This window comes from Aquaspirillum soli (assembly GCF_054781915.1).
The window spans coordinates 1-600 of sequence record NZ_BAAGTM010000038.1 but is presented as its reverse complement, the minus strand read 5'-3'; the positions used below and the strand labels follow the sequence as shown (position 1 = coordinate 600).

Here is a 600-nt window from a genome sequence, read left to right as displayed (position 1 = left end):
GTATCCACATGAGCTTGTGGGATTCCTACGGCTTGTCAAAATACGAATTCCGAGCAGGCAGTTTTAACGAAGATTCTCGTGGCCGTTGGTATCTCAACGTAGTAGTGAAGTGTCAAACCGAAGCCAAACCGGTTCAATATGGTGCGTTAGCCATCGGGATTGATCTGGGCTTAAAAACCCTTGCAACAGACAGCAACGGCGGCAAATTCGAGCCAAAACAGTGGTATCGCGAATCAGAGGCAGCGCTTGGCATTGCGCAACGTGCGAGAAAAAAAGCCCGTGGGAGAGCGATACACGCCAAAGTCGCCAACCAGCGCAAAGATGCCATCCACAAAGAAACGACACGTCTTGTCAAAGCTCACGCCATCATCTTCGTTGGTAACGTGAACGCCAAAGCCCTCGCAAAAACACCGATGGCAAAATCGGTTCACGATGCGGCATGGACAACGTTCAGAACACAACTCAAGTACAAAGCCATGAGGCAATGTGTGGTGTTCGAGGAAATTAACGAAGCGTTTTCAACCCAAACCTGCTCGTGCTGCGGGAAAATTCCCGCCAGCAGTCCGAAAGGTAGAGCAAGTTTGCGAATAAGAGCATGGA

The 600-nt window shown here is 50.0% G+C and carries 1 protein-coding gene; it reads left to right on the top strand.

Translation table 11 applies throughout. The features are described from left to right. Positions 1-32 precede the first annotated feature (32 nt). The coding region (locus tag ACYVJG_RS12910) for an RNA-guided endonuclease InsQ/TnpB family protein (protein ID WP_460431414.1) at positions 33-600 on the top strand (568 nt) is incomplete at its 3' end.